Raw genomic sequence first — 26,376 nt, 5'->3', positions numbered from 1 at the left:
GAACGGGGGTTATTGGCTTAACAGACCGTTTTTACGTGCCTGCTCTTCCCACTGCGGGATCACCGTTTTGATAAAGTCCTGCTTCTCGGCCTTGATTTGTTCCATGTTCAGGCCAATTGCCTGCTGGGCTTTCTCTTTGGTTGAGATATCCGGGATCGGGATTTCATGGGTAATGCCTTTGGTTGCCAGTAAACGCGCCAGTTTGGTACGCGCATCCGCCGCTTTATCCATCGCCGTACCGAGCATCCTCAGACCTTCTTCCGGTGCGTGCATATGAATGCCGTGGGAAGCGATCGCCAGATCCCAACGCCACTGAGCATGACGGATATCGTCCTGAATCGGTTTCATTTCGGCTTCCGTCGCGCCTGCATCCAGCGCCGCTTTCGCTTCGAAGTGAGCGTGAACCAGTTGATCTTCAACCTTGATTTTCAGGTCGTTAATTGACTGCTTACGTTCCGCGACCACTTTTTGCAGGGCAGCTTTGTCCTGGGTATGGCAGTTCGCACAAGTCTGGGCGAAGTTATCAAACGGATTACCAATTTTATGGTCGGTGTAGAGTTTGCCTTCAGCGTTCTGCACTTTTGGCATATGGCAGTCGATACAGGTCACGTTGTTTTTGCCGTGAATGCCCGCTGTCCAGGTTTCATATTCCGGGTGCTGCGCTTTCAGCATTGGCGTTTTCGACAGGGAGTTAGTCCAGTCAGAGAAGGCAATTTTGTCGTAATACTGCTCCATATTTTCGACTTTCATGCCGTCATCCCACGGGAATTTAACGGCTTTGTTTTTGCCATCGAAGTAATACTCCACATGGCACTGACCGCAAACCATCGATTGCTGGTCGAAGCGTCCGGCTTTCTCAAAAGGTTTACCAATGGCTTCCATCGCACGAGCCGCATACGGACGGGAAAGGGTTAACTCCGGTTTGCCTTTGGCGAACTCTGGTGAGGCGGTGTTATGGCAGTCGGCACAACCTAAGTTGTTGACGATTTCCGGGCCGCCACGCGCCCATTTACCATGGAAGTAGCCATCTTCGCCGTCTTTCTGGATCAGACGCGCCACATCCGGGCTTTTACAACTCCAGCATGCCATCGGTAGCGGACCATCCTCAGCATTTTTCGGCGCACCGGTACGCAGGGTTTCACGAACATCGGTTACCGCAAAGGCATGTCCGCGCGGCTTGTTGTAATCGCGCGAGAAGGGATACCCCGCCCACAGAATCACCAGTCGTGGATCTTCCGCCAGGGCGTCAACACGCTCTGACTGTTCCGAGGTGGCTTTCCAGGAGAGATATTGATCGGGATGCTGCGGAGCGAAGGTTTCATTCTTCGCTTCCACGGTTACAGGTTTCGTGGGAGCGGCCGTTTGTTCAGCGTGAACAGAAGTGAAAAAGAAAAAAGGAATCAACAAGCTGAAGATACGGCGTGCGTTTATTTTTATCCTTGTCATAGGGGCTTCATCCGAATTGCGCCATTGTTGCAATGGCGGTTTTTATTGTTTTTCACGACAGTAACCGCACCTACACTGTCATGACATTGCTCGCCCCTATGTGTAACAAATAACCACACTGTGAATGTTGTCTTTAATCAATTGTAAGTGCATGTAAAATACCACTTTAGAGTTAGTCAGTATTTTCCTCTTTTTCAATAGCATGCATAACTGCATGTTCCTCAAAGAATTAATCAACTTTTGTTGCTGACCTTCAAAAATTACCCTGCCGTTTATTTGCACAATTCTACTTTTGCGTGATCTGTCGCCCAAATACTAAACAAAACTGCCAATACCCCTACATTTAACGCTTATGCCACATATTATTAACATCCTACAAGGAGAACAAAAGCATGAGTCAAATTCACAAACACACCATTCCTGCCAACATCGCAGACCGTTGCCTGATAAACCCTCAGCAGTACGAGGCGATGTATCAACAATCTATTAACGCACCAGATACCTTCTGGGGCGAACAGGGAAAAATTCTCGACTGGATCAAACCTTACCAGAAGGTGAAAAACACCTCCTTTGCCCCGGGTAATGTGTCCATTAAATGGTACGAGGACGGCACGCTGAATCTGGCGGCAAACTGCCTTGACCGCCATCTGCAAGAAAACGGCGATCGCACCGCCATCATCTGGGAAGGCGACGACGCCAGCCAGAGCAAACATATCAGCTATAAAGAGCTGCATCGCGATGTTTGCCGCTTTGCCAATACCCTGCTCGAGCTGGGCATTAAAAAAGGTGATGTAGTGGCGATTTATATGCCAATGGTGCCGGAAGCTGCGGTCGCAATGCTGGCCTGCGCCCGCATTGGCGCGGTGCATTCGGTGATTTTCGGCGGCTTCTCACCAGAGGCCGTTGCCGGACGCATTATCGATTCCAACTCACGGTTGGTGATCACTTCTGACGAAGGTGTGCGCGCTGGGCGCAGTATTCCGCTGAAGAAAAACGTCGATGACGCGCTGAAAAATCCGAATGTCACTAGCGTTGAGCATGTGGTGGTACTGAAGCGTACTGGCGGAAAAATTGACTGGCAGGAAGGGCGCGATCTGTGGTGGCACGATCTGATTGAGCAAGCGAGCGATCAGCACCAGGCGCAAGAGATGAACGCCGAAGATCCGCTGTTTATTCTCTATACCTCCGGTTCCACCGGGAAGCCGAAAGGCGTGCTGCACACTACCGGCGGTTATCTGGTGTACGCGGCGCTGACTTTTAAATATGTCTTTGATTATCATCCGGGCGATATCTACTGGTGCACCGCCGATGTGGGCTGGGTTACCGGGCACAGTTATTTGCTGTACGGCCCGCTGGCATGCGGCGCGACCACGCTGATGTTTGAAGGCGTACCGAACTGGCCGACGCCTGCCCGTATGGCCCAGGTGGTGGACAAGCATCAGGTCAATATTCTCTATACCGCGCCCACGGCGATCCGCGCGCTGATGGCAGAAGGCGATAAAGCGATCGAAGGCACTGACCGTTCGTCGCTGCGCATTCTCGGTTCCGTAGGCGAGCCAATCAACCCGGAAGCGTGGGAGTGGTACTGGAAAAAAATCGGCAACGAGAAATGTCCGGTGGTCGATACCTGGTGGCAGACCGAAACCGGCGGTTTCATGATCACACCACTGCCTGGTGCTACCGAGCTAAAAGCAGGTTCTGCAACGCGTCCGTTCTTCGGCGTGCAACCGGCGCTGGTCGATAACGAAGGTAACCCGCTGGAAGGGGCTACCGAAGGCAGCCTGGTGATCACCGACTCCTGGCCTGGTCAGGCGCGTACATTGTTTGGCGATCACGAACGCTTTGAACAGACCTACTTCTCCACCTTCAAAAATATGTATTTCAGCGGCGACGGCGCGCGTCGTGATGAAGATGGCTATTACTGGATCACCGGGCGTGTGGACGACGTGCTGAACGTCTCGGGTCACCGTCTGGGAACAGCGGAGATTGAGTCGGCGCTGGTGGCGCATCCGAAGATTGCCGAAGCCGCTGTCGTGGGTATTCCGCACAATATTAAAGGTCAGGCTATCTACGCCTACGTCACGCTTAATCACGGGGAGGAACCGTCACCAGAACTGTACGCAGAAGTCCGCAACTGGGTGCGTAAAGAGATTGGCCCGCTGGCAACACCAGACGTGCTGCACTGGACCGACTCCCTGCCAAAAACCCGCTCCGGCAAAATTATGCGCCGTATTCTACGCAAAATTGCGGCGGGCGATACCAGCAACCTGGGCGATACCTCGACGCTTGCCGATCCTGGCGTAGTCGAGAAGCTGCTTGAAGAGAAGCAGGCTATCGCGATGCCCTCGTAACTCTCAATTACCGGATGCGATCCGGGCAACAAGTCGGAAACGATTTGTAGGCCTGATAAGACGCGACAGCGTCGCATCAGGCATTGATTGCCGGATGCGGCGTATAACGCCTTATCCAGCCTACATTCGGCGAGGGTTACCTGGGCGTTAACCCGCTCCCATAAGGGCGCGGGAATTAAAACAATCCCTACATTACCTCTGGAGAATCTGTGATGAATGGCACTATTTATCAGCGGATAGAAGACAATGCGCATTTCAGGGAGTTAGTCGAAAAACGGCAACGGTTTGCCACCATCCTGTCGATTATTATGCTGGCAGTTTATATCGGCTTTATTTTACTGATCGCCTTCGCGCCCGGCTGGCTGGGCACTCCGCTGAATCCGAACACCAGCGTCACACGCGGTATTCCGATTGGTGTTGGAGTGATTGTGATCTCCTTTGTTCTCACCGGTATCTACATCTGGCGGGCGAACGGCGAATTCGACCGTCTTAATAATGAAGTCCTGCATGAGGTACAAGCATCATGAAAAGAGTTCTGACGGCGCTTGCCGCCACACTCCCTTTCGCAGCTAACGCCGCGGATGCTATTAGCGGGGCCGTAGAGCGCCAGCCAACGAACTGGCAGGCAATAATTATGTTCCTGATCTTCGTCGTGTTTACGCTCGGCATTACCTACTGGGCGTCAAAACGCGTACGTTCGCGTAATGACTACTACACCGCAGGCGGCAATATCACCGGTTTTCAGAACGGGCTGGCGATTGCCGGGGACTATATGTCCGCTGCCTCATTCTTGGGGATCTCCGCGCTGGTGTTTACCTCCGGCTATGACGGCTTAATTTACTCGCTGGGCTTCCTGGTGGGCTGGCCGATCATTCTGTTCCTGATTGCCGAACGTCTGCGTAACCTCGGTCGCTACACCTTTGCCGATGTAGCCTCGTACCGCCTGAAACAGGGGCCTATCCGTATTCTTTCGGCCTGTGGTTCTCTGGTGGTGGTGGCGCTTTACCTTATCGCTCAGATGGTAGGCGCAGGTAAACTCATCGAACTGCTGTTTGGCCTTAACTATCACATTGCGGTAGTGCTGGTCGGCGTGCTGATGATGATGTACGTCCTGTTCGGCGGTATGCTGGCGACCACCTGGGTACAGATTATCAAAGCTGTGCTGTTACTGTTTGGTGCCAGCTTTATGGCCTTTATGGTGATGAAACACGTCGGCTTTAGCTTCAACAATCTGTTCAGCGAAGCGATGGCGGTACACCCGAAAGGTGTCGATATCATGAAGCCGGGCGGATTGGTGAAAGATCCCATCTCCGCGCTGTCTCTGGGTCTGGGGCTGATGTTTGGTACGGCTGGTTTGCCGCACATTCTGATGCGCTTCTTTACGGTCAGCGATGCCCGCGAAGCGCGTAAGAGCGTGTTCTACGCCACCGGATTTATGGGCTACTTCTATATCCTGACCTTTATTATCGGCTTTGGTGCGATCATGCTGGTCGGTGCGAATCCGGAATATAAAGACGCGGCGGGCCATCTGATTGGTGGTAACAACATGGCGGCAGTTCACCTGGCCAATGCTGTGGGCGGCAACCTGTTCCTCGGCTTTATTTCAGCGGTTGCTTTCGCCACCATTCTTGCGGTGGTTGCGGGACTGACGCTGGCAGGCGCTTCCGCGGTTTCGCATGACCTGTACGCTAACGTCTTCAAAAAAGGCGCGACTGAACGAGAAGAACTGCGAGTATCGAAAATCACCGTCCTGATTTTGGGCGTGATTGCGATTATCCTCGGCGTGCTGTTTGAGAATCAGAACATCGCATTTATGGTGGGCCTGGCGTTTGCCATCGCGGCGAGCTGTAACTTCCCGATCATTCTGCTTTCCATGTACTGGTCGAAACTGACCACCCGTGGCGCGATGATGGGAGGCTGGCTGGGGCTGATTACCGCAGTGGTACTGATGATTCTCGGCCCTACCATTTGGGTACAGATCCTCGGTCACGAAAAAGCCATCTTCCCGTACGAATACCCGGCGCTGTTCTCTATCAGTGTGGCATTCCTCGGCATATGGTTCTTCTCGGCAACGGATAATTCAGCGGAAGGTGCGCGCGAGCGTGAACTGTTCCGTGCGCAGTTTATCCGTTCCCAGACCGGCTTTGGCGTTGAGCAAGGCCGCGCGCATTAATCTCTCCCCTTCCCCGGTCGTCTGACCGGGGAATACTCTTCCTCTCCAATATGCATCATCTTTTCCCATAATATTAAACAAATAAACTCATTAAAAAAATGAGCGATTTTTGACAGTCGTAGAAAATGATAATGCAGAGAATATGCCTTTTCTTTCTTGTTAATTATAAGGATATTTTATGCGCTATAATGGTTTAAATAATATGTTTTTCCCTCTTTGCCTGATTAACGATAACCACCCTGTCACAAGTCCATCACATACAAAGAAAACAGAATCAGATAATTATAGCAAACATCATAAAGACACGTTAATTGACAATAAAGCCCTCTCTCTTTTCAAAATGGATGATCATGAAAAAGTGATAGGCTTGATTCAGAAAATGAAAAGAACTTATGATACTTTACCATCAGGAAAAATCACTAAAGAAACGGACAGGAAAATTCATAAATATTTTATAGATATAGCTTTATACGCAAGTAATAAATATGACGATAGAATTACGAGAAGAGTTTACCTTAATAAAGATAAGGAAGTGTCAATTAAGGTAGTGTATTTTATAAATAATGTCACTGTCCATAATAATACTATCGAAATCCCACAGACAGTAAATGGTGGTTACGATTTTTCACACCTTAGCCTGAAAGGTATCAGGATTAAAGATGAAGATTTATCCAATTCGGATTTTGCAGGTTGCAGACTACAAAATGCTATTTTCCAGGGCTGTAATATGTATCAAACGAATTTTAATTTTGCCATAATGGAAAAAATAATTTTTGATAATTGTATTCTCGATGACTCAAATTTCGCTCAGATAAAAATGACTGACGGAACTCTAAATGCATGCTCCGCTATGCATGTTGAATTCTTCAATGCAACAATGATTAGAGCTAAAATTAAAAATACCTTCCTTGACTATTCAAATTTTTATATGGCGTACATGGCTGAGGTGAATCTTTATAAAGTAATAGCGCCATATGTTAATTTATTTAGAGCCGACCTTAGTTTCTCTAAACTCGATTTAATTAACTTTGAACATGCTAATCTTTCTCGCGTCAACCTGAACAAAGCAACCCTCCAGAATATAAACTTAATTAATAGCAAACTCTTTTTTACGCGGCTGACAAATACGTTCCTCGAAATGGTTATATGTACCGATTCTAATATGGCTAATGCTAATTTTAATAATGCCAATTTAAGCAATTGCCATTTCAACTGTTCTATTTTAACAAAAGCCTGGATGTTTAATACCCGTTTCTATCGGGTTAATTTCGATGAGGCTATCGTCCAGGGAATGGGCATATCCATTCTCCGTGGGGAGGATAATATTCCCATTAATAGTGATATCCTGATAACACTACAGCAACTCTTTGAAGAGGATTGTGCCACTCATACTGGCATGTCACAAACTGAGCATAATATTCAGGAAGTGTCTATGAATACCACTGAAGATACTATGCAATACGCAGATTGAGATTAAGCCGAAGAATAGCCAATGAATTGACTTTAAAAGAGAGATACTCACGGACTTCTGACTTATTTATTTTAGAATCATGAATGTTAGCCCGAGGTAATCTGAAAAAGGTGCAAAAGATTGCACCTTTTTCAGATTACCTCGGGCCTGGTTACGTCGCTTTCGGCTTACTGATTTTCCTCAATCAGCAATGCTTCAAGCAAATCGAGATCGTGCAGTAATTTTTGCAGCGTTTCATTGCTGATCTCCCGCGTGGCGCGCAGGTGGTACAGTTCAGCACGTTCAGAACGCAATGCCGCCAGACGGAAGCGACGCTCAAGGTTCTCTTCCTGCACGGAACTTTCAACGTCGTTACGTCCATCGGCGCGACGACGCAGGTTACCAATGACGCGAGAACTGACCTCCGTGAGCAGCTGGTTATCGATATTCTCTTCGGTATCCGCCGCCAGACGCTCCTCCATTTTCTGGATTGCCACAATCGCCACTTCTGCCGTTGCCGCTCGCGCAATACGCTCCTCTTTCAACTGCTGCGAATGGTCTGCGACTTCAATGTGTTGCAGCAGAATGGGCAACATCACCACGCCGACAAACAGCGAAAAGAGAATGACGCCAGCCGCCAGGAACACCAACTCATAGCGCGCCGGGAAGACGTTGCCATCCGGCAAGAGTAGCGGGATAGAGAGCACACCGGCTAGTGTGATCGCCCCACGCACCCCGGCAAAAGACGCAATCAGGATTTCTCGTGTGGTCCACGAACCAAACTCCATCGGCTTCTTCTTCAGGAAACGGTTGCTGAACTTTTTCATCGTCCACAGCCAGCCAAAACGGACCAGCATCAGCGCCGCATAAATCAGAATGATATCGGTAAACAGCATCCAGATTTCGACGTTAGGGTCGATTTCTGCCGCCATCAGCGACGTCTCCAGAATACCCGGCAGCTGCAGACCTAACAGCAGGAACACCATGCCGTTAAAGACAAATTCCAGCATCGCCCAGGTGCTGTTTGCGCGCAGGCGCATTGCCAGCGGCGCACGGCGCATCACACCGGAGCGGGTGATGGTCATCCCGGCGGCAACCGCAGCGAGGATGCCGGAAACGCCAATATGTTCGGCAATCAGATAAGAAGCGAATGGCAGCAAGAACAGCAGAACAATCTGCGTCGCGGGTTCATCACCGCCCCAGCGGCTGAGGAATCGCAGCGAACGACCATACAGCCAGCTCACCACAAAACCGGCGAGAATACCGCCTATTGCCACTTTCATAAATTCCACCGTTGCACCGCCGACGGTGAAGATCATCGTCCCCATCGCCACTGCCACAGCAAACTTTAATGACACCAGGCCGGAGGCGTCATTCATCAACGCTTCGCCCTGCAAAATACCCATGATTTTTTTCGGGATGCGCCCTTCGCCAACAATACCGGAAAGCGCCACAGCATCGGTCGGAGAAAGCACCGCCGCCAGCGCAAAGGCGGGAATCAGCGGAATGCCCGGCACCACCCAGTAAATAAGGAAGCCAATGCCAACCACGGTGACCACCACCAGCGCCAGCGCGAGGCCGAAAATCTCCCGACCATGTTCGAGAAATTCACGGGTCGGCGTTTTCCAGCCATCTGCGAACAGCAACGGCGGGATAAACAAGACTAAAAAGAGTTCAGGATCAAACTCCACATGCAAACCAAACGTCGGCCACGCCAGTAGCGCACCGATGGCGATTTGCATAAGCGGAAGCGGGATCTGAAAGGGCATGACACGAGTGACCACCCCGGACAGCGAGACCACGAGGGTCATTATCAGTATGGTGAAGAAGATTTCCATGCGTTCCCTGTTTGCGATGTTTTTTTATGATCTGAGAAAGGCGTTATGCCTGAATTCTCATTTTTTCAGAATATCGCAAAAGCTCACACAATGTGCGGAGAAAATAAAAACGGGCAGCCATTGCCACCCGTTTTCAGAATCTTATTAAAGCTTAGATAGCCCAGCCGCCCGCATAGAAGGTCACCAGCGCCACGGCGATAACGACCGTACCGATGTTCAACTTGCGCCATTCGCCGGAAACCAGACGACCAATCACCAGAGTCGCGAAGCCGATCATGATGCCTGTTACGATGTTACAGGTCAGCACGATGAATACCGCCGTAACCAGACCCGCCATCGCATCAACAAAATCAGCAAAGTCGATTTTCGCCACGTTGCTCAGCATCAGCAGGCCAACGTACATCAGCGCTGGAGCCGTTGCGTACCCAGGAACGAGGTAAGAGAGTGGAGAGAGGAACAGAATCAGCAGGAACAACACGCCAACGGTGATAGCCGTCAGACCGGTTTTTCCGCCCGCCGCTGTACCCGCCGCAGACTCGATGTATACCGCTGCCGGTGCTGCCCCCACCAGACCAGAGAAAACACTGCTCATGGAGTCGGTGGTCAGTGCTTTCCCGCCGTCGATAATTTGCCCGTCTTTATCCAGCAGGTTTGCCTGGCCCGCGACGGCCCGGATGGTTCCGGTGGCATCGAAAACAGCAGTCATCACCAGTGCCAGCACGCTCGGCAGAACCACAGGGTTCAGCGCGCCCATAATGTCCAGGCTGCCAATCAGTGAATTGCCGTTTTCATCGCTCAATGAAGGCATGGCGAAAACGCCAGAGAAGTGGACGTTAGGATCGAAGATCAAACCGACAATTGAGATACCGATAATGGTCAGCAGAATGCCACCAGGGACTTTCAGTTTTTCCAGGCCGATGATCACCGCCAGACCTACCAGTGACATAATCACCGGGAAGGTCGCGAAATCACCCAGCGCAACGGGCAGACCATCAAGCGGGTTTTTAATCACCAGACCGACACCATTAGCGGCAATGAGCAGCAGGAAAAGACCGATACCGATCCCCGTGCCGTGCGCCACACCGTGCGGCAAGTTGCGCAAAATCCAGCTACGAATACCCGTGGCAGAAATTATCGTAAACAGCACACCCATCAGGAACACGGCACCCAGCGCGACAGGTACGCTAATATGTTGCCCCAGCACCAGACTGAATGCGGTAAACGCCGTCAGGGAGATGGCGCAACCAATCGCCAACGGCAGATTAGCCCACAGACCCATCACGATAGAACCGAGTCCGGCAACCAGACAGGTCGCAACGAAAACTGCCGCAGGCGGGAAGCCCGCTTTACCCAACATGCCTGGAACGACGATAACCGAGTAGACCATCGCCAGAAACGTTGTTAACCCGGCAACCACTTCCTGACGGACAGTGCTTCCACGTTGTGAAATTTTAAACCAGGCGTCGAGTGAACCGCCGGTACGCGCTGATGGCGTAGACATAAGAAAACATCCCCTGAGAGTTTAATTTTCGTCAAGATGCGTGGCGGACAATCCCCTGCCAGCGAAACGTTATCTTCCTGCTCCAGGTTTGCGACAAATTGGTGCGTCGCAAAAACGCAAACGTTTAGCTCCGCGCATACAAAACGGGTGGTAAAAAAAGCAAACGATTATCCGGCGATCATAGCGGCTTTTTCAACCGAAGTTTGCTGCTTTTTTCTCTTTTATTGTCTTGACGATGAAAAACCAGGCAATTGATGCGCAAACGTTATCGTCGATGCGCAAGATTGCAGCGTTATCGAACCGTATACCGTTCAGGATTGCGATAAAAAATCGTCTGAGATGACAAAAATATTGCGGCTAAAAAGTGTACTTTTACACTGGCGAAGAAACGCCGGTAACATACAATTAAAGCATCAACACCAACCGGAACCTCCACCACGTGCTCGAATGAGGTGTGTTGACGTCGGGGGAAACCCTCCTGTGTACCAGCGGGATAGAGAGAAAGACAAAGACCGGAAAACAAACTAAAGCGCCCTTGTGGCGCTTTAGTTTTGTTCATCTTCCAGCAAGCGTGCGCCGGTACCTTCTTCTCCTAATCGGTCGCCCGGGTTACGCAACGGGCAATCACTGCGCGAAAGGCAGCCACAACCAATACATCCATCCAGTTCGTCACGCAGCGCCACTAAGGTATGAATGCGCCGATCCAACTCTTCTCGCCATTGGGACGAAAGCTGTTTCCACTCTTTCGCACTTAACGTATGCCCTTCGGGCAACACGCCAAATGCTTCACGAATGGTCGCCAGCGGAATGCCAATACGCTGAGCAATTTTGATGATTGCGACATATCGCAACACATCACGTTTATATCGCCGCTGATTGCCACTATTACGGATACTGCTAATCAACCCTTTGCTTTCATAGAAATGCAGCGCCGATACCGCCACACCGCTGCGTTTTGCCACTTCGCCGGGGGTTAGCAGCGCTTTAATGCGGGGTAATTTCTTTTCCATAAATCGCTTTACCTCAAGTTAACTTGAGGAATTATACTCCCCAACAGATGAATTAACGAACTGAACACTGAAAAGAGGCAGATTTATGTCCCATCAGAAAATTATTCAGGATCTTATCGCATGGATTGACGAGCATATTGACCAGCCGCTTAACATTGATGTCGTCGCAAAAAAATCAGGCTATTCAAAGTGGTACTTACAGCGGATGTTCCGCACGGTGACGCATCAGACACTTGGTGATTACATTCGCCAACGCCGCCTGTTACTGGCCGCCGTTGAGTTGCGCACCACCGAGCGTCCGATTTTTGATATCGCAATGGACCTTGGTTATGTCTCGCAGCAGACTTTTTCCCGCGTTTTCCGTCGGCAGTTTGATCGCACTCCCAGCGATTATCGCCACCGCCTGTAGTTTTATTGCCTGCGCGTTAACCCCCGCGCGGGTAATTGCTCCATCCATTGCATAAACACCTGCGGCGGCATCGCCTTCGCAAAGAACCATCCCTGGCAATAACGCACGCCGCGTTTACGCAACCAGTTAACCTGATCCTCAGTTTCTACCCCTTCTGCGATCGTTTTTAACCCCAGACTGTGCGCCAGCTCGATGATGTGTTCCGCAATCAAATGACTGGTTTTATGGGTGGTCAGCGTCTCAACAAACGATTTATCGATTTTCAAAATATCGACATTCAATGATTTAAGGTTATGCAAGTTAGAGTAGCCAATACCAAAATCATCAATTGCCACTTCGTAACCAGCCTGGCGGAAAGCCAGAATAATTGGTGTCATTTTGTCGACATCAAGAAATGCATGTTCAGTCACTTCAAATTTAATTTGCTGTGGACGCACCGCGTATTGCTCTGTTTTCTGATTGGTTCGCGCTATCAACCGTGACGTATGAAAATCGGAGGCCGACAGGTTAATAGAAACATAGCGATCGGCATGTGTTGCCAGGTACGCGCCCAGATCGCGGAAGACATTATCAATAACATAATCAGTTACCTGTCCGATCATTCCCTCCTTTTCTGCCAGCGGAATAAACTCTGCCGGATTCATTACTTGCCCCTGCTCACCAGGCCAACGTAACAATGCTTCAGCGCCGATACATTTTTCTGTTTTGATATCGATTATTGGCTGGTAATAAAGGCAAAGTTGATGTTTTTCGAGGGCGCGTTGCAATTTGCGTTTGGGAGACAAATAGTTTTGTCGAATACGTAGCCAGAGTAATAACAGAACAAGACTCCCCAAAATACCGGCGGGTAACGCAAAAATAAGATGATTATAAAAATGCGCTATAAGACGTTGATATGAAGTCGCAACAATGGCTGCAATTGGGCGTTTTGTCGAATAAACTGTCGCATATAAATAGCCATTTCTTTGTACGGTTAAATCATTCAAATGAATCAGTGGAGAAAACGTTGCTGCCGAGGCCTCGTTGCTTAACGAGAAAAAGGTTTTCGTTACCGTATCATACACACCCCATTGCAATGTCGGATCATCAGACATCACTTCACTCCAGAAGAGAGGGTTGATGACCACCACATAATTTCCCCGCTGCATATAGGTCATTTTATAGCCAGAGAAAAAAGGCGTATCGCGGTAATAATAGATAGAAACCTTAGGTTCACGCTTATAATCGGCCGGTGCAATCGTATAGCCGTTTACAGGCGCTATCAGCGATGAGCATAAAAAATGGTTATCACGGGCATAGATCAATTCATTAATATAAAGATAGCCACGAATAATATTCAACATTCGCTTTTGATGGGCTGGAGTGCAAACTTGCCCCTGATAGCGTTCTGCTGCATCGCTCACTAAATCTGCCTGGCGAATGACCAGCTCGGATTTATCCAGCGCCAGCTGAGCAAAAGTTTGGAGCTGACTATTCACTTCTGATTTTGCCCAAAGGAAGGCAATCCATAGCGACAGTATGATGGGAAAGAGAACTAAAAAGATAATGCCCGGCAACGCCAGTAATTGGTGTCGTGCACGATGACTCATTGCTATCAATTTCCTGCCTGTTTATACCCGGTCATTGCAAGGCGAGAACCCTGGTTATCGACGTCTTTAGATAAATCTTACGGTATAAATAGCACTTTTGCCTGATTTGAAATTGATACCTTTTTAATCGTCACCTGAATAAAAATAATTCATTGATATTCAAAATTAATTTTCTACAGGAATACAGAGGCGGCGGGAAGATATACCCTTAATGCCCCTGAAAAACCACATAATCTGTACAGCAATAAAAGTCACGTCCTAATATGGCTAACAAACAATCAATTGTGATATAGTTCACAAAATTAATGAAACAAAAAGAGTGTTTCATTTTTGTGTTCTGCAAGCCCCGCGATAGCCAGAGTGTACCACGCCTCCCGTGAACAACGCCGCGCTGTCCAGGGCATCGGCTCTTTTCAGAGGAATTGTTTGATGGCTACCCTCACCACTGGCGTGGTTCTTCTTCGCTGGCAACTTCTTAGTGCCGTAATGATGTTTCTGGCCAGCACACTCAACATCCGTTTTCGCAAATCAGATTATATTGGTCTTGCGGTGATTAGCAGCGGCCTGGGCGTTGTTTCTGCCTGCTGGTTCGCTACCGGATTGCTCGGTATTACCATGATGGATATTACCGCTATCTGGCACAACATTGAGTCGGTGATGGTGGAAGCCATAAATCAGGCGCCACCTGAATGGCCAATGATTATGACCTGATGGCGGGAGTTTGTGCAGGATCCCCGGTGATTCTGCACAAACAAATGATTAAGACCTACAGTTTGATTGTAATCTGAGTTCCCACAACCCAGGCGTCGTCGATTTCACTCACCCCACCGGGATCAATCAGCAACTGCACATTGGGTCGCAATGTTAACCACGGCGTCACCACAAAACTGTAATGCAATTCTGCCGCATACTCAGCGTCTCTTACTGGCGTCCAGGCGGGATTATCATAATCATCAAGACCCTTTTTATCATTGAGCAATTGCGCCCGTCTGGCTACTTTACTGTTTTCGTGCATTTTGCTGACGCCAAAGCCAATGTAATCCTGCCCCCGACCGGAAAATGGCCCTTTATAAATAGCGCCAATTTGCGTCTGGTAATCCATTGTCGCAGTATCCCGATCATTCATCGCCAGATGCCAGAACAGAGAAAGGCCACCACGAGGAGAACGGGGATCAGCAGTCACTTGCTGGAGTAAGTAGATCCAGCCACCGTAACGCCCATCGTGAGTCGCCGGGGGACGTTGGCTCGTAACGTAGTCATCGCCTTCTGCATCCTTCAGGACGTCACTGGCTTTTGCTGTGTTATACCAGGCTCCTACTTTCCAGGCACCCGGAAGTTTATTCGCACCCAGCGTTGGTGTATACCCAAATTCCATAAGGTACATATTTCCTAATCTTCCAGTATTATCCAACTGGAAACTGCCGCTTCGCGTCGCATAATTTGGGTTATACATAAACGCGCCGGTCTGCAAATAAACTTGCGGTGTAAAATTATAACGTAACCTGGCCCCCCACTGACCAATCGGTGTGTTATACCAGACTCCCGCACCATGACCTGCCAACGAACCACAGAGGGAAAGGTTCTGGAAATAACAACCATTGTTATCGAAGTCTTCGCCAACCGGCATTAATCCTAACTTTAAATCAATCGTTTTTGCATACCATGATTGACGATACCAGAATTGCGCGGCATGCCAGGTTTGACCCCGGCCATAGTTACTGTTTACCGTCGAGCCAATCACTGGGGCTCGAGGATCCTGAATTCTGTCGCTGGTAAGATCGCGGCCGTTACGATCGATAACAGAGACTTTAAACTCTCCATCCGTGATACCCGCAATTTTTTGCAGATCAAAATCGGCACCGATAATATACTGGTCGCTATATCGCGCCGTCCGATCCTTGTTATAACCGCCTGAAATATTCGATGTCACCATCGAGCCATATTCCAGAGTAAAATCATATCCTTTGTTTTTTAACTCACTACGCACTCCATTCCAATCTCCAGCCATATATTTTCCGGTTGAGGAAAAAGGTAACTCATTGGCTAACGAACCAAATGGGAACATCAGTATCATCAGGAAAATATAATTTTCCCGTATAGAATGATCCATATTATTTATCCTTTGCAATCCGAATATAACATTCAGAGAAGCGCTACTGGCAAATATTTCTTAATGCTGGTGAAACACAGAAATTCTCTGGCAGGCCGATCCTTTCTTCCCGGTCAGTACGGCTACGGCGAAAGCTCTTCCAGTGATTTTCCCTTCGTTTCAATAGCGAACAAATAGGTAACCAGGCCGCCTATTAACGCGATGACTGCGAACACAATAAAAACAAAGCGGATCCCAAAACCAGAAACAATGAATCCCACCAGCAACGGTCCAACGGAAGAGCCAGCCCGCAACCAGGCACTGGAAAATGCCGTTCCAATCGCTCTCAGGCGAGTGGGGTATAGCTCTGCAGAGTAGAGATAAAGAGAGAAGGCAATGGTCTGGAGAATGGCATACGTCATACTACCGAAAATAAGGATTTCAATGGCAGATTTGGCTCCGAAAATACAAAGAGTCACTAACGGGATAATGGCCAGTAAATAAGCCCAGGTATACCAGCATTTTCTTCCAATACGATCGATAAGCAGTGCACAAATTACCGACGCAAAAACTCCACAGGAGGAAGTAATCCAACCATAAGCCAGACTGGTTTCCAGTGGTAAGTGAAAAAGCGTTTTATACATGGTAGGAAACCAGGTGATCATACCATTGTTCACCGTATAAACGGTCAGCCATAGTCCCCATAACATAAACGTGCGTGATTTATAGATGCCGGAAAATAGTTCTTTTACGCCACCTGCAGGTTCCTTTTGCACAACTGCAGGATTAATCACCGGCTCAGGTAATTCCATTCCTCGCTGCAGCGCTTCTTTCTCAAACGCCGCAACGACTTTCTCAGCCTGAACATGGCGACCTTTCGCTGTTAACCAGCGTGGAGACTCAGGCATTAACCAGCGTAACGGAACCGTCAATGCCGAAGGGATAAGACCTATCAAAAACATCACTTTCCAGCCGTAAAGCGGAACAAGAAAATAGCCTACAAGACCAGCAAACATCATACCGATCGGAAAAATCACCTCGTAGAGTAAAAAAAAGCGGCCACGTTTTTTTGCTCCGATAAATTCATTGATATAAGCGCTGGCAACCGGAACTTCTGCCCCTATTCCTAATCCTTGCAGGAAACGGATAACCAGAATCGACCATCCATTCCAGGCAAACAGGCAAGCGGCATCCATCGCGACGAACATCACAATGGTGATACGCAACACGCCAATGCGGCCAATTTTTTCTGCCAGAGAGCCAAAAAAGAGTGCGCCGCAGAGCTGCCCAACATAGCTTGCGGCAATGATCAGCCCGATGAAGGTTGGTGTTAATCCCCATTCCTGAGTGAGTTGCGGTAGCGCAAAAGCTATCGCGATAATGGTGTAAGCATCAAAGAATGTCGATAAACCCACCACTACACGAATAGCTAAAAGACGCCTGGTGACAGGGAGTCGTTCGAGCCTGGCAAGCAGCGTTGCGGGATCGCCTTCCCGCGGACTGGCAATAATACTTTCAGAAGTAATAACCTGAGTTGACATAGCGATATCCTGTTGATTGATTCGCAAGACAACGAACTGCGCCAAACCCAGCGGCTGGCAGCTATTCACTTGCAGTTATTTGAGAATCTATCTGCATAAAAACCATAATGAAAACGTTTCTGCAATCGTTTTCATGTATAATTATCGTCATTAGTTTCCCGGGGGATGTCAATTCGACTCAGCGAATATTTGTTAATCAGTTCACATTCCGGATATCTGCTTAGAGAAAAAATGTGATGTTGTTCTTAAAGCCATCAAGAAAGCTCGCGACAAAGATCGGATACGTACACGCTCAGGACGTAGTAAACATCCAACATTTCTTTGTACATACAAAAAATTGCCGTACCATTTTACAAGGCCAATCATTACGCACTGGCCTTTTGAATGACGGGACCTTTCAGGTAATTAATACATACGGGAGTCAGCTATGAGCCTGGAAAGCGAAGAAAAAGACCAAACAGAAAAAAAGCTGATCACCATGCGTGACGTGGCGAATGCTGCCGGGGTGAGTATTTCTACCGTTTCGCGTATCCTGGATGAAAGATTACCGCCATCTAAAAGCGCTTCTGCCGAAAAAGTACGCCAGGTCGCACGCGAATTGGGCTATCGTCGGGATTATGTTGCCTCCAGTCTCCGTCGCGGCGGCACCGGGACACTTGGTGTATTAGTTCCACGCCTGACTGATGCAGTTACTGCAATGTTGTTTGAAGAAATCGCTAAAGCAGCGTCGCATCGTGGTTACTTCGCAGTGGTCGCGACTTGTGGAGACGATCCCCAGCAAGAGCGAGAATCTGTAGAATCACTTCTCGACAGGCGGGTCGACGGCTTGATTATGTCAACCTGTCGCCTCGGCGATCCCCTACCGCAAACTTTGCGTGAAAGGGATATTCCCCATGTGCTCGCCCTGCGTACTGATGGTGTTAGCCCATCATCCATCGGCGATGATGAACTGGGTGGTTACCTTGCTACTCGCCATCTTATTGATTTAGGACATAAAAACATCGGTTTGATAGGTGGCCCGGATTTTGCCTCAAATGCGCTTAATCGCCGTAAAGGTTTTGAAAAGGCAATGCGCGAAGCCGGACTAACTATACAGCCGCAATGGTGCTGTTCATCAGACTTTAACATCCAGTCGGGAGAAGAAGCAGGGATGAAACTCCTCAGAACGACTCCTGCTCCAACCGCTATTTTTGCGGTAAATGACGAAATAGCGATTGGTGTGGTTGCTGCCGCTCACCATTTGGGGATAACAATCGGCCAAGAGTTGTCGTTAGTGGGTTATAACGACATTCCTCTGGTCAGCCGACTTCCTGTGGCGCTCACTTCCGTAAGAACGCCGCTAGAGCATATCGCCAGTAATGCTGTGGACATGTTGATTAATGCCGACAGTGGCCGCTCTTTGCGTACAACCATACCGACTTTAATACCAAGAAAATCAACGAGTTCACCCAAGTAAAGCCTGTCTTTCATTTGCTGCAAAACCCGGGGTTTTGCAGCAAATGAAGAACATTAAAATTCTTATATTCCTTCCCTGATTTTGTGATCCCTGCTGCATTTTTCAACAACTGTTGATTGACAACCTCATTCATCAGGTTCAAATTCAATCTTGTGAAAACGATTGCAAGAACGTTTTCATTTCGTTTCTTGCATTGTCCACATAATAAAAAAGACTAAATTATTAAGGAGATAGTCATGATCAATATAGATCTCAGAGGTTTGACCCCGGCACCGGTTACCCCTTTCAATCGTGATGGTAGTATTGATTTTGATGCTATCCAGCGTCTGGGAAGCTGGCTGGGTAGTATTGACGGCGTTAAAGGGTTAGTTGTACTTGGTCATGCTGGTGAAGGTACTTTCCTGACACAAGATGAACAGGCCGCTGTGATCCGTGCTTTCGTAAAATCCGTAGATGGCAAGCTGCCTATCATTGCCGGTATCACCGGTGAAGGGACTGACGTCGCTGCTAAAGAAGCCAAACGTGCCGTGGAAGCTGGTGCTTCAGCAGGCCTGTTATATCCTTCTCATGGATGGTTGCGTTTCGGCTACCAGGACGGCGCACCACAAGATCGCTACCGCGTTGTCTATGAAGAAAGCGGCCTGCCCTTGATCCTGTTTCAGTATCCTGATGTGACTAAAGCAACCTATAATCTGCAAACACTGCTGGATATTTCCGCACAACCCGGTGTTTTTGCTATGAAAAATGGTGTACGCAATATGCGTCGTTGGGATACAGAGATCCCGGTTATCCGCCGCGAGCGTCCGGAATTACAGATCCTCAGTTGCCATGATGAATATCTGGTACACACTGCTTTTGACGTAGATGGTTTCCTTGTCGGCTATGGCAATATTGCGCCAGAACCGCTCATCGAGATGATCAAAGCAGGTAAAGCTGGCGATTATAAAAAAGCACGCGCGATACATGACCGTCTGCTGCCAGTAACGAAGTGCGTATATCATCGCGGTTCCCATATGGAAGGAACCGTCGCCCTGAAACACGCGCTGGTTGCTCGCGGTATTCTCGAACATGCTACTGTTCGTTCACCGCTATTACCGCTGGAGCATGGTGCCGAAGAAGAAATTCATGCTGCTATGCGTGCAGCTGACCTGCCGCGCGTTAAATAACTCCGGCAACAGAAAAGAAAGCAGTATTCTAAATCACTACTCCTGATGGTTATTGCTTTCTTTCACTTAATGCCACATTAACGACGACAGCCACCTTTACATACAATCATAAGGTGGCTCATTCTCTTCATCAGCCTATTGTCGCGCCGGGCTATTTTGAATAACTCAGATGTAATAATGATGAGATTGTTAGAATCCAGGCCATAGTACAACGTCTCAGAAGCCAGAAGGTAAGTAATGCCCTGATCATGGCATGAATTGAAGGAACATCATGAAACTGCTCAGTTTTTCTGTAGATAACGAAGAAAAGTATGGTGCCATCGTATCCGATGGAATTATTGACTTGCATAAATTATTTCCCGAACTTCCCGACCTGAAATCATACGTTGCCAGTCAACATTCATTAGACATCGCTTTGTTTGCAGGTAAAAAAGCCGATTACCATCAGGGCGAAGTGACTTTTCTGCCCGTAATTACTCGACCAAATAAAATCATCTGCGCAGGTATGAACTACCGGGAAAAATGTGCAGAATTTAATGAAAAAGGTGGCGATCCGACGCTATTTATCCGTTTTGCTGATACTCAGACGGGCCACCGTTGTGGGTTAATAAAACCGACCCTGAGTAATGAATTTGATTATGAAGGCGAACTGGCGGTAATTATAGGTCGCCAGGGTTCTCACATTCCTGCTGATGAAGCATTTAACTATATTGCCGGGTATAGCTGTTATATGGATGGTTCCGTTCGTGACTGGCAGCACAGCTGGTTTACTGCCGGTAAAAATTGGCCTGCAACAGGTGGATTCGGGCCATGGATGGTTACGCCAGATGAAATTCCTGACCCTCAAAATCTGAATATTATCACCCGTCTTAACGGCAAGGAAGTGCAGAATGATAATACACATAGCATGCTGCACTCTATTAAGGATTTGATTGCCTATATCAGTACTTTCACCACCTTATCGCCCGGTGACGTGATATTAACAGGCTCTCCGGGTGGGGTCGGTAAAAAACGCTCTCCACCGCTCTTCTTGTGGCCTGGTGATATTGTTGAAGTTGAGATTTCAAGAATTGGTTGCCTGATAAATCACATTATAAGCGACAACGAAGAGTATCCGGTCACTTTACAATCAGAACTCGATAACGCCTGCTGATTATAAAGTTAACGAAAAATTCGGATAGATAGCCTGGCACTTTAGAAATTAACATTAAGTGGTAGGCAATCCTTTCAAGGAGTATGCGTGATGATCATGCTGCAATTTATTATCGTTTTATTTTTCCTGTTTTTAGGAATGCGTATTGGCGGCATTGGTGTCGGATTTGCTGGTGGGGCAGGTGTCATCGCCTTGTGCGCCCTTGGTGCAACACCCGGCGATTTACCGATGCTGGTGATCGTTTTTATTATGGTTGTCATCATTGCAATTGCTGCAATGCAAGAAGCGGGTGGGATTGACTATCTGGTTGGTTTAACCGAAAAAATGCTTCGCCGCTACCCTCGCCTGCTGGTAATAACTGCACCTCTGTCTACATGGCTATTAACCATGATGGCCAGTACCGGTCAGGTGTCATTTGCCTGTATGCCGGTTATTGTGGGTGTCGCGAAGGAAAATCAACTTCGTCCCACCCGGGCGTTGGCGCTTTCGGTTACCGCTTCATTGTTAGGTATTGTTGCCTCGCCTATCTCTGCCGCCGTTATTTTCTTTTCAGGCATCCTGGAAAAAAATCACCAGGGATGGGGATATTTGCAACTCATTGCCGTTTCTATACCGGCTACTTTATTAGCGTTGATTTGTACTTCGCTTTTTTACCTGTTCTGGGACAAACTTCGCCAGAATGATCAATTACCCGTACATATGGCTGTAACGAAAAAATCTCTGTCTGCGCCTGTGGTACAGGGAGCTCGTCGCTCAGTACTAATATTTATTTTTGGCCTAGTTGTAGTACTTTTTTACGCCCTCATTGCCAGTCCGAAAACAGGCGTTATCATACATCCCGTTTTAAATAGTGGACAGGTCCGTATTTCAGTAATGATGGCTGTAGCACTCGCCATTGTTATGTTTTGCCGGGTAAATGTGAATAACATTCCTGCGACATCAGTTTTTAAAACAGGGATGACGTCATGCATCTGTATTTTAGGTGTCGCCTGGCTCGGTTCTACATTCATGGATAGTAACCAGGTGTGGTTTCAAAGCATGATTTCCGGATATTTATTAGATTCACCATTGTTGCTGGCAATTATTATTATGCTGGCGTCATGTTTTCTATATTCTCAGGCGGCCTCCACCAAAATACTTTTTCCTATTGCATTAAGTATGGGTATCGCCCCTGCCACTCTGGTCGCCTGCTTTCCAGCAACGGCTTCTCTTTTTATTTTACCTAACTACCCCACATTATTAGCCGCCGTGACTCTTGATGATACGGGGTCAACGAAATTAGGAAATCGAATAATCGATCATCCGTTTATTGTTCCTGGTTTAATGGCAACCGTGTTATCGATACTCTTCGCCGCGGGATTCGCATTGTTTATTTAAAATGTATATGGCAGGAGTCAATATCATCAGACTCATAGTTCACATAAAACAAACTGCAGCATCATCAACATCACTCAGGTATTAAAAATCCCCAACCAGCCTGTTGGGGATAAATATGTATTTTTCAATGTCCCGAGTAGCTACCGGGCAGATATCAATCTGAGGCTGTGGCTAACGCACACTGGCGGTAACCACCTGAACCAAAAGAAATCTTAGAACGGAATGTCGTCATCAAAATCCATCGGCGGCTCATTAGACGGTGCTGCCGGAGCAGACTGCTGCGGGCGAGACTGCGCGCCGCCGCTGAACTGATTGCCGCCCTGCGGCTGCTGAGGCTGACCCCAACCGCCCTGCGGCTGACCACCACCGATATTGCCACCTGCAGGAGCGCCACCACCCTGACGACCACCCAGCATCTGCATGGTGCCGCCAACGTTTACCACAACTTCAGTGGTGTAGCGATCTTGACCGGATTGATCGGTCCATTTGCGGGTACGCAGCTGACCTTCGATATAAACCTGAGAACCTTTACGCAGATATTCGCTGGCCACTTCTGCCAGTTTGCCGAACAGCACAACGCGGTGCCATTCAGTCTGCTCTTTCATCTCGCCGGTCGCTTTATCACGCCAGGATTCGGAAGTAGCCAGCGTAATGTTGGCAACTGCGCCACCATTTGGCATGTAGCGTACTTCCGGGTCCTGACCCAGATTACCAACGAGAATAACCTTGTTTACGCCTCTGCTGGCCATGTTCGTGTCTCCTGAAAAAAAATCGTTCTGAATAAGTGTAAACGCGCGATTGTACCATTACCAATAGCGCTTTTACTATGTTGTGACCTCGGTTCAGGGAAACAAACCTGGCCAGACATTGTTACACAACACTCCGGGTAATGCATTCCAATACTGTATATTCATTCAGGTCAATTTGTGTCATAATTAACCGTTTGTGATCGCCGGTAGCACCATGCCACCGGGCAAAAAAGCGTTTAATCCGGGAAAGGTGAATGGATAAGATCGAAGTTCGGGGCGCCCGCACCCATAATCTCAAAAACATCAACCTCGTTATCCCCCGCGACAAGCTCATTGTCGTGACCGGGCTTTCGGGTTCTGGCAAATCCTCGCTCGCTTTCGACACCTTATATGCCGAAGGGCAGCGCCGTTACGTTGAATCCCTTTCCGCCTACGCGCGGCAGTTTCTGTCACTGATGGAAAAGCCGGACGTCGATCATATTGAAGGGCTTTCTCCTGCCATCTCGATTGAGCAGAAATCGACGTCTCATAACCCGCGTTCTACGGTGGGGACAATCACCGAAATCCACGACTATTTGCGTTTGTTGTTCGCCCGCGTCGGTGAGCCGCGCTGCCCGGACCACGATGTACCGCTGGCGGCGCAAACCGTCAGCCAGATGGTGGATAACGTGCTGTCGCAGCCGGAAGGCAAGCGTCTGATGCTGCTCGCGCCAATCATTAAAGAGCGCAAAGGCGAACACACCAAAACGCTGGAGAACCTGGCAAGCCAGGGTTACATCCGTGCTCGTATTGATGGCGAAGTCTGCGATCTTTCCGATCCGCCGAAACTGGAACTGCAAAAGAAACATACCATTGAAGTGGTGGTTGATCGCTTCAAGGTGCGTGACGATCTCACCCAACGTCTGGCAGAGTCGTTTGAAACCGCGCTGGAGCTTTCCGGTGGTACCGCGGTAGTTGCCGATATGGACGATCCAAAAGCGGAAGAGCTGCTATTTTCCGCCAACTTCGCCTGCCCAATTTGCGGCTACAGTATGCGTGAACTGGAACCACGCCTGTTTTCGTTTAACAACCCGGCGGGTGCCTGCCCGACCTGTGACGGCCTTGGCGTACAGCAATATTTCGATCCTGATCGCGTGATCCAAAACCCGGAACTGTCGCTGGCTGGCGGTGCGATCCGAGGCTGGGATCGCCGCAACTTCTATTATTTCCAGATGCTGAAATCGCTGGCAGATCACTATAAGTTCGACGTCGAAGCGCCGTGGGGCAGCCTTAGCGCGAACGTGCATAAAGTGGTGCTGTACGGTTCAGGCAAAGAAAACATTGAATTCAAATACATGAACGATCGCGGCGATACCTCCATTCGTCGTCATCCGTTTGAAGGCGTGCTGCACAATATGGAGCGCCGTTATAAAGAGACGGAATCCAGTGCGGTACGCGAAGAATTAGCCAAGTTTATCAGCAATCGCCCGTGCGCCAGCTGCGAAGGAACGCGTCTGCGTCGGGAAGCGCGCCATGTGTATGTCGAGAATACGCCGCTGCCTGCTATCTCCGACATGAGCATCGGTCATGCGATGGAATTCTTCAACAATCTCAAACTCGCAGGTCAACGAGCGAAGATTGCGGAAAAAATTCTTAAGGAGATTGGCGATCGCCTGAAATTCCTCGTTAACGTCGGCCTGAATTACCTGACACTTTCCCGCTCGGCAGAAACGCTTTCTGGCGGTGAAGCCCAGCGTATCCGTCTGGCGAGCCAGATTGGTGCGGGCCTGGTTGGCGTGATGTACGTGCTGGATGAGCCGTCTATCGGCCTGCACCAGCGCGATAACGAGCGCCTGCTGGGTACGCTTATCCATCTGCGCGATCTCGGTAATACCGTGATTGTGGTGGAGCACGACGAAGACGCGATTCGCGCCGCTGACCATGTGATCGACATTGGCCCGGGCGCAGGTGTACACGGCGGTGAAGTAGTCGCGGAAGGTCCCCTGGAAGCGATTATGGCGGTGCCTGAGTCGTTAACCGGGCAGTACATGAGCGGCAAACGCAAGATTGAAGTGCCGAAGAAACGCGTTCCGGCGAATCCGGAAAAAGTGCTGAAGCTGACAGGCGCACGTGGTAATAACCTGAAAGACGTGACGCTGACGCTGCCAGTCGGTCTGTTTACCTGCATCACAGGGGTTTCAGGTTCCGGTAAATCGACGCTGATTAACGACACACTGTTCCCGATTGCCCAACGCCAGTTGAATGGTGCGACCATCGCCGAACCGGCACCTTATCGCGATATTCAGGGGCTGGAGCATTTCGATAAAGTGATCGATATCGACCAAAGCCCAATTGGTCGTACTCCGCGTTCTAACCCGGCGACTTATACTGGCGTGTTTACGCCTGTACGTGAACTGTTTGCGGGCGTACCGGAATCCCGTGCGCGTGGTTATACGCCAGGACGTTTCAGCTTTAACGTCCGTGGCGGACGCTGCGAAGCCTGTCAGGGCGACGGCGTGATCAAAGTGGAGATGCACTTCCTGCCGGACATTTACGTACCGTGCGACCAGTGCAAAGGTAAACGCTATAACCGTGAAACGCTGGAGATTAAGTACAAAGGCAAAACCATCCACGAAGTGCTGGATATGACCATCGAAGAGGCGCGTGAGTTCTTTGATGCGGTGCCAGCTCTGGCGCGTAAGCTGCAAACGTTGATGGACGTTGGCCTGACGTACATTCGCCTCGGGCAGTCCGCAACCACGCTTTCTGGTGGTGAAGCCCAGCGCGTGAAGCTGGCGCGTGAGCTGTCAAAACGCGGCACCGGGCAGACACTGTATATTCTCGACGAGCCGACCACCGGTCTGCACTTCGCCGATATTCAGCAACTGCTCGACGTACTGCATAAACTGCGCGATCAGGGCAATACCATCGTGGTGATTGAGCACAATCTCGACGTGATCAAAACCGCTGACTGGATTGTCGACCTGGGACCGGAAGGCGGCAGTGGCGGCGGCGAGATCCTCGTCTCCGGTACACCAGAAACCGTCGCGGAGTGCGCAGCATCACACACGGCACGCTTCCTTAAGCCGATGCTGTAAT

At 49.1% G+C, this 26,376-nt stretch carries 19 protein-coding genes; 11 read left to right on the top strand and 8 right to left on the bottom strand.

Annotation, left to right across the window (positions count from 1 at the left end; genetic code table 11):
- Nucleotides 1–9: 9 nt before the first annotated feature.
- Complete coding sequence (nrfA, locus tag BGE37_RS16960) at nt 10–1,446, bottom strand: ammonia-forming nitrite reductase cytochrome c552 subunit (protein ID WP_105288242.1); 1,437 nt, start codon at nt 1,444–1,446, stop codon at nt 10–12.
- A gap of 392 nt (nt 1,447–1,838) precedes the next feature.
- Between nrfA and acs the strand changes: the two genes are divergently transcribed.
- From acs to BGE37_RS16935, 4 genes are all read left to right on the top strand, one after another.
- Nucleotides 1,839–3,797, top strand: a complete 1,959-nt coding sequence (acs, locus tag BGE37_RS16950) for an acetate--CoA ligase (protein WP_000078206.1) — start codon at nt 1,839–1,841, stop codon at nt 3,795–3,797.
- A 212-nt stretch (nt 3,798–4,009) separates the two neighbouring features.
- Nucleotides 4,010–4,324 (top strand): DUF485 domain-containing protein, encoded by a 315-nt coding sequence (locus BGE37_RS16945; protein WP_001014565.1) that lies wholly within the window; start codon nt 4,010–4,012, stop codon nt 4,322–4,324.
- On the top strand, nt 4,321–5,970 hold the full coding sequence (gene actP, locus BGE37_RS16940; protein WP_000832550.1) for a cation/acetate symporter ActP: 1,650 nt from the start codon (nt 4,321–4,323) through the stop codon (nt 5,968–5,970). Before BGE37_RS16945 ends, actP begins: the two co-directional genes overlap by 4 nt.
- A 178-nt stretch (nt 5,971–6,148) precedes the next feature.
- Complete coding sequence (locus BGE37_RS16935) at nt 6,149–7,441, top strand: pentapeptide repeat-containing protein (protein ID WP_105288241.1); 1,293 nt, start codon at nt 6,149–6,151, stop codon at nt 7,439–7,441.
- A gap of 167 nt (nt 7,442–7,608) precedes the next feature.
- Here the strand turns inward: BGE37_RS16935 and BGE37_RS16930 are convergent, their stop codons facing one another.
- The 3 genes from BGE37_RS16930 to soxR all read right to left on the bottom strand — a co-directional run bounded on the left by BGE37_RS16930 (nt 7,609) and on the right by soxR (nt 11,769).
- Complete coding sequence (locus BGE37_RS16930) at nt 7,609–9,258, bottom strand: Na+/H+ antiporter (protein WP_000402207.1); 1,650 nt, start codon at nt 9,256–9,258, stop codon at nt 7,609–7,611.
- A 151-nt stretch (nt 9,259–9,409) separates the two neighbouring features.
- Nucleotides 9,410–10,759 carry a guanine/hypoxanthine transporter GhxP gene (gene ghxP / locus BGE37_RS16925; RefSeq protein WP_000106871.1) on the bottom strand — a complete coding sequence of 450 codons (1,350 nt, stop codon included), beginning with the start codon at nt 10,757–10,759 and terminating at the stop codon, nt 9,410–9,412.
- 545 nt (nt 10,760–11,304) lie between these two features.
- Nucleotides 11,305–11,769 carry a redox-sensitive transcriptional activator SoxR gene (gene soxR / locus BGE37_RS16905; RefSeq protein WP_000412424.1) on the bottom strand — a complete coding sequence of 155 codons (465 nt, stop codon included), beginning with the start codon at nt 11,767–11,769 and terminating at the stop codon, nt 11,305–11,307.
- A gap of 85 nt (nt 11,770–11,854) precedes the next feature.
- Here soxR and soxS point away from each other — a divergent pair, with 85 nt between their 5' ends.
- A complete protein-coding gene (soxS, locus tag BGE37_RS16900; RefSeq protein WP_000019358.1) occupies nt 11,855–12,178 on the top strand; it encodes a superoxide response transcriptional regulator SoxS in 324 nt (107 codons plus the stop codon).
- Between the two features lie 2 nt (nt 12,179–12,180).
- Here soxS and pdeC read toward each other — a convergent pair whose 3' ends face one another.
- Nucleotides 12,181–13,767, bottom strand: a complete 1,587-nt coding sequence (gene pdeC, locus BGE37_RS16895) for a c-di-GMP phosphodiesterase PdeC (protein WP_105288240.1) — start codon at nt 13,765–13,767, stop codon at nt 12,181–12,183.
- 429 nt (nt 13,768–14,196) lie between these two features.
- Here pdeC and BGE37_RS16885 point away from each other — a divergent pair, with 429 nt between their 5' ends.
- The gene (locus BGE37_RS16885; protein WP_001346558.1) at nt 14,197–14,478 is read left to right on the top strand and encodes a YjcB family protein; all 282 of its coding nucleotides are present in this window, start codon (nt 14,197–14,199) and stop codon (nt 14,476–14,478) included.
- A 55-nt stretch (nt 14,479–14,533) separates the two neighbouring features.
- Here BGE37_RS16885 and BGE37_RS16880 read toward each other — a convergent pair whose 3' ends face one another.
- Together BGE37_RS16880 and BGE37_RS16875 are read right to left on the bottom strand one after the other, a co-directional pair.
- Nucleotides 14,534–15,877, bottom strand: a complete 1,344-nt coding sequence (locus tag BGE37_RS16880) for a carbohydrate porin (RefSeq protein ID WP_000350093.1) — start codon at nt 15,875–15,877, stop codon at nt 14,534–14,536.
- Between the two features lie 122 nt (nt 15,878–15,999).
- The gene (locus BGE37_RS16875) at nt 16,000–17,397 is read right to left on the bottom strand and encodes an MFS transporter (protein ID WP_000107353.1); all 1,398 of its coding nucleotides are present in this window, start codon (nt 17,395–17,397) and stop codon (nt 16,000–16,002) included.
- 427 nt (nt 17,398–17,824) lie between these two features.
- Between BGE37_RS16875 and BGE37_RS16870 the strand changes: the two genes are divergently transcribed.
- The 4 genes from BGE37_RS16870 to BGE37_RS16855 all read left to right on the top strand — a co-directional run bounded on the left by BGE37_RS16870 (nt 17,825) and on the right by BGE37_RS16855 (nt 22,549).
- Entirely contained in the window at nt 17,825–18,853 is a 1,029-nt protein-coding gene (locus BGE37_RS16870) for a LacI family DNA-binding transcriptional regulator (protein WP_000051319.1), read from the top strand.
- 236 nt (nt 18,854–19,089) lie between these two features.
- Nucleotides 19,090–20,019 carry a dihydrodipicolinate synthase family protein gene (locus tag BGE37_RS16865; RefSeq protein WP_000607107.1) on the top strand — a complete coding sequence of 310 codons (930 nt, stop codon included), beginning with the start codon at nt 19,090–19,092 and terminating at the stop codon, nt 20,017–20,019.
- 271 nt (nt 20,020–20,290) lie between these two features.
- Nucleotides 20,291–21,172, top strand: a complete 882-nt coding sequence (locus BGE37_RS16860) for a fumarylacetoacetate hydrolase family protein (RefSeq protein ID WP_105288239.1) — start codon at nt 20,291–20,293, stop codon at nt 21,170–21,172.
- Nucleotides 21,173–21,262: 90 nt separating this feature from the next.
- Nucleotides 21,263–22,549, top strand: coding sequence for an anaerobic C4-dicarboxylate transporter family protein (locus tag BGE37_RS16855; protein WP_105288238.1), 1,287 nt, complete (start codon nt 21,263–21,265; stop codon nt 22,547–22,549).
- A gap of 212 nt (nt 22,550–22,761) precedes the next feature.
- Here the strand turns inward: BGE37_RS16855 and ssb1 are convergent, their stop codons facing one another.
- Nucleotides 22,762–23,298 carry a single-stranded DNA-binding protein SSB1 gene (gene ssb1, locus BGE37_RS16850; RefSeq protein WP_000168305.1) on the bottom strand — a complete coding sequence of 179 codons (537 nt, stop codon included), beginning with the start codon at nt 23,296–23,298 and terminating at the stop codon, nt 22,762–22,764.
- Nucleotides 23,299–23,552: 254 nt separating this feature from the next.
- Here ssb1 and uvrA point away from each other — a divergent pair, with 254 nt between their 5' ends.
- Complete coding sequence (gene uvrA, locus BGE37_RS16845; RefSeq protein ID WP_032185682.1) at nt 23,553–26,375, top strand: excinuclease ABC subunit UvrA; 2,823 nt, start codon at nt 23,553–23,555, stop codon at nt 26,373–26,375.
- The last annotated feature ends 1 nt before the right edge of the window (nt 26,376 follow it).

This window comes from Escherichia sp. MOD1-EC6300 (genome assembly GCF_002965045.1).
In the GTDB taxonomy this organism is placed as follows: Bacteria; Pseudomonadota; Gammaproteobacteria; order Enterobacterales; family Enterobacteriaceae; genus Escherichia; species Escherichia coli_F.
The sequence above is the reverse complement of the archived record's forward strand: the minus strand, read 5'-3'. Positions and strand labels throughout refer to the sequence as shown.

What these genes read in the sequence shown, in the direction of transcription:
- nrfA (WP_105288242.1), bottom strand. Translation starts at nt 1,446, where the DNA reads ATGACAAGGATAAAAATAAACGCACGCCGTATCTTCAGCTTGTTGATT.
- acs (WP_000078206.1), top strand. Translation starts at nt 1,839, where the DNA reads ATGAGTCAAATTCACAAACACACCATTCCTGCCAACATCGCAGACCGT.
- BGE37_RS16945 (WP_001014565.1), top strand. Translation starts at nt 4,010, where the DNA reads ATGAATGGCACTATTTATCAGCGGATAGAAGACAATGCGCATTTCAGG.
- actP (WP_000832550.1), top strand. Translation starts at nt 4,321, where the DNA reads ATGAAAAGAGTTCTGACGGCGCTTGCCGCCACACTCCCTTTCGCAGCT.
- BGE37_RS16935 (WP_105288241.1), top strand. Translation starts at nt 6,149, where the DNA reads ATGCGCTATAATGGTTTAAATAATATGTTTTTCCCTCTTTGCCTGATT.
- BGE37_RS16930 (WP_000402207.1), bottom strand. Translation starts at nt 9,258, where the DNA reads ATGGAAATCTTCTTCACCATACTGATAATGACCCTCGTGGTCTCGCTG.
- ghxP (WP_000106871.1), bottom strand. Translation starts at nt 10,759, where the DNA reads ATGTCTACGCCATCAGCGCGTACCGGCGGTTCACTCGACGCCTGGTTT.
- soxR (WP_000412424.1), bottom strand. Translation starts at nt 11,769, where the DNA reads ATGGAAAAGAAATTACCCCGCATTAAAGCGCTGCTAACCCCCGGCGAA.
- soxS (WP_000019358.1), top strand. Translation starts at nt 11,855, where the DNA reads ATGTCCCATCAGAAAATTATTCAGGATCTTATCGCATGGATTGACGAG.
- pdeC (WP_105288240.1), bottom strand. Translation starts at nt 13,767, where the DNA reads ATGAGTCATCGTGCACGACACCAATTACTGGCGTTGCCGGGCATTATC.
- BGE37_RS16885 (WP_001346558.1), top strand. Translation starts at nt 14,197, where the DNA reads ATGGCTACCCTCACCACTGGCGTGGTTCTTCTTCGCTGGCAACTTCTT.
- BGE37_RS16880 (WP_000350093.1), bottom strand. Translation starts at nt 15,877, where the DNA reads ATGGATCATTCTATACGGGAAAATTATATTTTCCTGATGATACTGATG.
- BGE37_RS16875 (WP_000107353.1), bottom strand. Translation starts at nt 17,397, where the DNA reads ATGTCAACTCAGGTTATTACTTCTGAAAGTATTATTGCCAGTCCGCGG.
- BGE37_RS16870 (WP_000051319.1), top strand. Translation starts at nt 17,825, where the DNA reads ATGAGCCTGGAAAGCGAAGAAAAAGACCAAACAGAAAAAAAGCTGATC.
- BGE37_RS16865 (WP_000607107.1), top strand. Translation starts at nt 19,090, where the DNA reads ATGATCAATATAGATCTCAGAGGTTTGACCCCGGCACCGGTTACCCCT.
- BGE37_RS16860 (WP_105288239.1), top strand. Translation starts at nt 20,291, where the DNA reads ATGAAACTGCTCAGTTTTTCTGTAGATAACGAAGAAAAGTATGGTGCC.
- BGE37_RS16855 (WP_105288238.1), top strand. Translation starts at nt 21,263, where the DNA reads ATGATCATGCTGCAATTTATTATCGTTTTATTTTTCCTGTTTTTAGGA.
- ssb1 (WP_000168305.1), bottom strand. Translation starts at nt 23,298, where the DNA reads ATGGCCAGCAGAGGCGTAAACAAGGTTATTCTCGTTGGTAATCTGGGT.
- uvrA (WP_032185682.1), top strand. Translation starts at nt 23,553, where the DNA reads ATGGATAAGATCGAAGTTCGGGGCGCCCGCACCCATAATCTCAAAAAC.